This window comes from Propioniciclava sp., from assembly GCF_029977985.1.
In the GTDB taxonomy this organism is placed as follows: domain Bacteria; phylum Actinomycetota; class Actinomycetes; order Propionibacteriales; family Propionibacteriaceae; genus Propioniciclava.
Genome location: NZ_JARKOT010000245.1, coordinates 1 through 4940, shown reverse-complemented (window position 1 = coordinate 4940; position 4940 = coordinate 1). Strand labels below are relative to the sequence as shown.

Genomic DNA, 4940 nt, shown 5'->3' with positions numbered 1-4940 from the left:
TCACGGAGGACACGGACACCTGGGCTCTCGCCGTCCGCCCCGAGGGAATCGTGCAGCTCGTCGACGATGACGGCACAATCCCGCCAGCAACGGGCCTGAGCGTCCACGAGGGGCCGTGCCGATCCTGCCGGCACGTCCCGCCCGTCACCGCCCCGTCCTGCTCGCAGGGCGGCCTCGCGCGGCCGCAGAGCGTGGAGGCCGGCCCCCGAGAGACCTACCAGCGTCGACGTGGGTCGACGCCGACCGAGCACGTCCCCCAGCCTCCCAGGCCACGGAGGGCGGCCAAGGCCGCCACCACTCCCCTGCCACCACTTCCGCCGCGGCGACGTCGCCCCACGCTCACCCTCACGTTCGACGCTCAGCCGAGCGTCACCCTGACGGGCGGGGCGGCCATCGGCCGCAACCCCGCCAGCGTTGGCGGGCGCACCCCCGTGGCGATCGCCAGCCCTGGGCGTCTCCTGTCGCGCACGCACGTGCTCGTCGACGTCGAAGAGCACGGCCGCATCATCGTCACGGACGCTGACAGCGCGAATGGCGTCGAGCTGGCCACGACGCCAGCCGTGCAGCTCACGCCCGGAGTCCCCAGCGTGATCGCCGCCGGCACGACCCTGCTGCTGGGAGACGTTTACTGCACGGTGAATCTGGCATGACACGCCGTGCATGCAGTTGCAGATATAGGTTCCGTCACCGATATAGTGGCTTTTATGAGTAACGTTCGTCGCCGCGACCGCGGCTCCCTCGTAGACGCGAGGAAGGTGGGCCTCTGGATCGAGGGGCCGGCCGACGCACGCCTCACTGCTCTGGCTGACGCCGCAGACACCACCCGTTCCGCGCTCACGCAATGGCTTATCGAGCGTATCGACGTGGACGCCAACGGGGTGCCAGTCGGATGGACCAGCGACCATCCCCGCGAGGAGGAGCTACCCATAGACACCCGCTAAAACCAGCGAACCCCCGCCCTTGGCGGGGCGGGGGTTCGGAAGCTGAACGCCTGATCTGTCGAAGTTTGGCGACAGACACAGATCAAGCGGCTAGAGAAAGCCCGACTGGCTAGGTCGGGCGGACCTCTAACGTCCTAGAACTAGGAGGTTGCTGCCATCATACAGCCAACCACTGCGAGAGTGTACTCTGACGCGCCCTGGGCGCTGACCGCTGCGCTCAGCCCGCGGCCGAGCGTGCGCGTGGCCACCAGAGACGCCCACGGCACCGTGCTCAACCAGTACACGAGCCAGCACCGCATCGACGGTCCCGAACCCGACCGCCCCTGGGCCGTCTACCTGGCCGACACCGAGCGTCGCTTCCACCTCCTCGCCTTCGACCTCGACGCCAAGACCGCCGGCAGCGCCGCCGCGGCCGAGCGCGACGCTGACACGATCGCCGGACTCCTCGACGACGCCGGACTGACCGCCGTCGTGTGCGAGTCCGGTCCCGGCGGCGGCCGCCACGTCTGGACGGCCCTGGCCGAGCCCGCCGACCCGGAGAGCGTGGCCACGCTGGCGCGCCTGGCGCGCCACCTGTGCCCCACACTCGACCTCGCACCGCTGAGCAACCCCGTGACCGGCTGTGTGCGGCCACCAGGTGCCCCGCACCGATCCGGCGGCCGCTCAGTCGTGCTGCGCGGCGACCCAGCGGCTCTCACAGCGCCCACGGGCACCAGGGCGCAGGTCCGCGCCCTGATTGAGCGCCTGGCCCAGCTCGTCGACGACGCCGAGCCCTCCCAGACGCCAGACCCCCGCCGGCCGCTCCCCCTCGACGACCACGGCCGGCTCTACCTGCCAGGCCCCCGCCGGCCCCTGCCGGCAGTCAGCGCCGCGGCGCTGCGCGAGGACGCCGCCGCAGGCGACGCCTCAGCGGTCCTATGGCGGGTCCTGATCGGCGCGGCCGCCGCCAGGTGGCACTACGTCGACGTCGCCGCCCTCGTGGACACCGAGCCCGGCCTAGAGCATGTCCGCACCTACCGCGACCGATCCCACCGCACGCCGCGCGGCCGTATCGGCGCCGAGCGCGTGCTGCGCCGGCAGTGGGACAAGGCCGTGCGCTACGTGGCCACCAGCGGCCGCCAGGTGGGCGACGATCCCACGTTCGACGCACGCGCCGACGCGATCGCCGCTCACGTCCGCCAGGTGCAGTCCCGCGCCGACGCGGCCGCCGGCCGCTGGACCCGCGGCGGCGGCCCCGCCGACCGCCGCGTGCTCGACGTGCTGTGCGTGCTCGCCCTACAGGCCCTCAGAGCCTCCGTGGAGGCCGACACCCGCCGCCTGGCCCTCCTGGCAGGCATCGGCCGCGAGACGGCCCGCACGGCGCTGCTGCGCCTCGCGGAGGACGGCTGGATCGCCCAGGCCCAGGCAGCCGACGGACCCCACGGGGCGGCCTGGTCGATCGACCCCACCGGCGCTTTCCACAGGGATGCAGGTACGAGTCGGTCACAAGCGGACCCGCGCCCCGCAGGGGCCGGGGCCGCAGAGAGAACTACCCTCCTCGAAGCTCTCACCGCTCGCATGACCGATGCCCGGCACGATCTGTTCACCCCCGGACCAGGGCTCGGCCATCACGCAGGAAACGTCTATGCCCGCACCTCGACCGATCCCCAGGACCTCGACGAGCTGAGTCAGGCCACCGGTGCTGACGCGGGCACCACCAGGCGCACCCTCAACCGACTCACATCGGCCGGCGTGCTGATCCAGACCCGCGACGGCTGGCGCAGACGCGCCACCGACTACCGTCGAGCGGCCGCTGCTCACCTCGACGTCGCAGGACGCCTCGACGACCGAGCACGCCGCTACCGCATCGAGCGCGAGCTGTGGGCATGGTGGCAGGCCGAGGAGGCATGGATGCGGGCACCGCGGCGCACAGCTCCGAGCCGACGACCTGGCCCCGGCCAGCTCGCACTCCTGCCCGAGCTGGGGACCAATGCGTACGGAGCACACCCCCGCCGAGCAGACGGCCGAGCCGACTATCGAGCGGCCCGAGCGATGCTCTCCGGCCCGTCGGCAGACACCGACGAGCCGTGGACCGCAGAGCGCGACCTGGTGCACGTCCTGGGGGCCGTGCGGATCGCGTAACCACGCGGCCCTCCGGGCCGTTTTCGACGGCCGCTTGCGCGGCCGGCAGCGAACGCGCCACGGCGCTCATTTTTTACCATTGAAGCCTTCGGCAGCATACGGTCGTCCGGCCTCCGCGCAAGTGCTTTCGCGGCATATCCTCCCTCACTCGCTGCGCTCCCTCAGTCCGGTATTCCACGGTCACTTGCACTCCGACCTCCCTCCCTAGCGGCACATGCGTGCCTTCAATGGCAAAAAAACGAGGGGGAAGAACCACACACACCCCGTTAGTACTATCACCGTCACCAGGAGGACACGATGGCCCGCAAGATCAAGCACACCAAGAGCCCCGAGCAGCGCCGCGCCGAGGTCGAGGCCCTGCAACAGTCGATCGCGGAGCAGGTCGAGCAGCTGCGCCAGTCCGAGCAGTGGACCCGGTTCCTCGCGTTCGCGCAGACCTTCCACCGCTACTCGCTGGGCAACCTTCTGCTGATCCTCGCCCAGAACCCCGAGGCGACCCACGTCGCCGGCTACCGCACGTGGCAGAGCATCGGCCGCCAGGTGCGCAAGGGAGAGCGCGGCATCCGCATCTTCGGCGGCCGCGAGGTGCGCCGCACCGTCGAGGACGAAAAGACCGGCGAGGAAAAGGAGGAGCGCGGCATGCGATTCTTCCCCGTCAGCGTGTTCGACAAGGCCCAGACCGACCCCATCGACCCCGAGGCCGACGACCCCGGCGAGATCGCCCACCAGCTCACCGGCGACGACCCCGCCGGCATTGCCGAGGCCGTGACCGACTGGCTCACCGGCCAGGGCTGGACCGTCGAGCGCGAGACGATCCCCGGCGAGACCAACGGCTACACCACCACCGACGGCAGCCGCCGCGTCGTCATCGACGCGGACCTGTCCCCCGCTCAGGCCGCCAAGACGGCGCTGCACGAGGCCGCGCACGTGATCCTGCACGCCGAGGAGGACGCCGCCGAGTACGTCGCGCACCGTGGCGTCAAGGAGACCGAAGCCGAGTCCGTCGCCTACATCGTGGCCGGGACGCTCGGCCTGGACACGGCCGCCTACAGCATCGGCTACGTCGCCGGATGGAGCGGCTGCGAGGCCGAGACGATCAAGGCCACCGCTGCCAACGTGCTGCGCGCTGCGCACACCCTGGCCGACGCCATCACCGAGGAGGAGACCCGGACCGCCGCATAAAACACCCCGGATAGTACTATCACCGCTGCGAACCCGTGGCGGTGATAGTACTATTAGAGGTAAAGAACGAAGGCCACTACGTCTACCGCAACACACCCCGACCCTGATAGTACTACTAGGGCGTGTTGCTAAAGGGGGATCGTCGGCACGCGGGCCACGATTGAGGGTGTGGCGCGTAACGAGATCTCCGATGAGGCCTGGGCCGTGATCGGTCCGCTGTTTCCGGCTCCGAAGGCGACGGGCCGTCCGCCGGTGGAGCGCCGAATGGTGGTGGAGGCGACCGCGTGGCGGTACCGCACGGGCGCTCCGTGGCGGGATGTGCCGGAGCGGTTTGGGAACTGGAACACGATCTACAAGAACTTCAATCGCTGGTCGGAGCAGGGCGTCTGGGCGCGCGTGCTCGAGAAGGTCCAGTCCCTCACGCATCAGCGCGGGGAGCTGGACTGGGTCGCGTCGATCGACTCGACGATCGTGCGCGTGCACCAGCACGGCGCAACCCTCCGCCGGGACACAGGGGGCTCGATCGAACTACAAGAAGTTCGGGGCGGAGCCGCCTGATCACGCGATAGGCCGCTCTCGCGGCGGGCTCACGACGAAGAACCACCTGGTGTGTGACGGGAGGGGCAGGGCTCTCGCGTTTCTGCTGACGCCGGGGCAGGCAGCAGACACAAGCATGCTCATCGACACGCTCTCTGA

General features: G+C 70.3%; 5 protein-coding genes and 1 pseudogene. All 6 read left to right on the top strand.

Annotated elements, in window-relative coordinates; translation table 11 throughout:
• The coding region (locus Q1K57_RS13780) for a hypothetical protein (protein WP_300083585.1) at positions 1-650 on the top strand (650 nt) is incomplete at its 5' end.
• Positions 651-704: 54 nt separating this feature from the next.
• Positions 705-941 (top strand): hypothetical protein, encoded by a 237-nt coding sequence (locus Q1K57_RS13775; RefSeq protein WP_074015412.1) that lies wholly within the window; start codon positions 705-707, stop codon positions 939-941.
• Positions 942-1181: 240 nt separating this feature from the next.
• A complete protein-coding gene (locus Q1K57_RS13770; RefSeq protein ID WP_300083582.1) occupies positions 1182-3062 on the top strand; it encodes a hypothetical protein in 1881 nt (626 codons plus the stop codon).
• 297 nt (positions 3063-3359) lie between these two features.
• Positions 3360-4244, top strand: coding sequence for an ArdC-like ssDNA-binding domain-containing protein (locus tag Q1K57_RS13765; RefSeq protein ID WP_300083580.1), 885 nt, complete (start codon positions 3360-3362; stop codon positions 4242-4244).
• Positions 4245-4412: 168 nt separating this feature from the next.
• Positions 4413-4802 carry an IS5 family transposase gene (locus tag Q1K57_RS13760; RefSeq protein WP_300083578.1) on the top strand — a complete coding sequence of 130 codons (390 nt, stop codon included), beginning with the start codon at positions 4413-4415 and terminating at the stop codon, positions 4800-4802.
• 4 nt (positions 4803-4806) lie between these two features.
• A pseudogene (locus tag Q1K57_RS13755) lies at positions 4807-4940 on the top strand (IS5/IS1182 family transposase); the annotation flags it as partial.

What these genes read in the sequence shown, in the direction of transcription:
- Q1K57_RS13765 (WP_300083580.1), top strand. Translation starts at nt 3,360, where the DNA reads ATGGCCCGCAAGATCAAGCACACCAAGAGCCCCGAGCAGCGCCGCGCC.
- Q1K57_RS13775 (WP_074015412.1), top strand. Translation starts at nt 705, where the DNA reads ATGAGTAACGTTCGTCGCCGCGACCGCGGCTCCCTCGTAGACGCGAGG.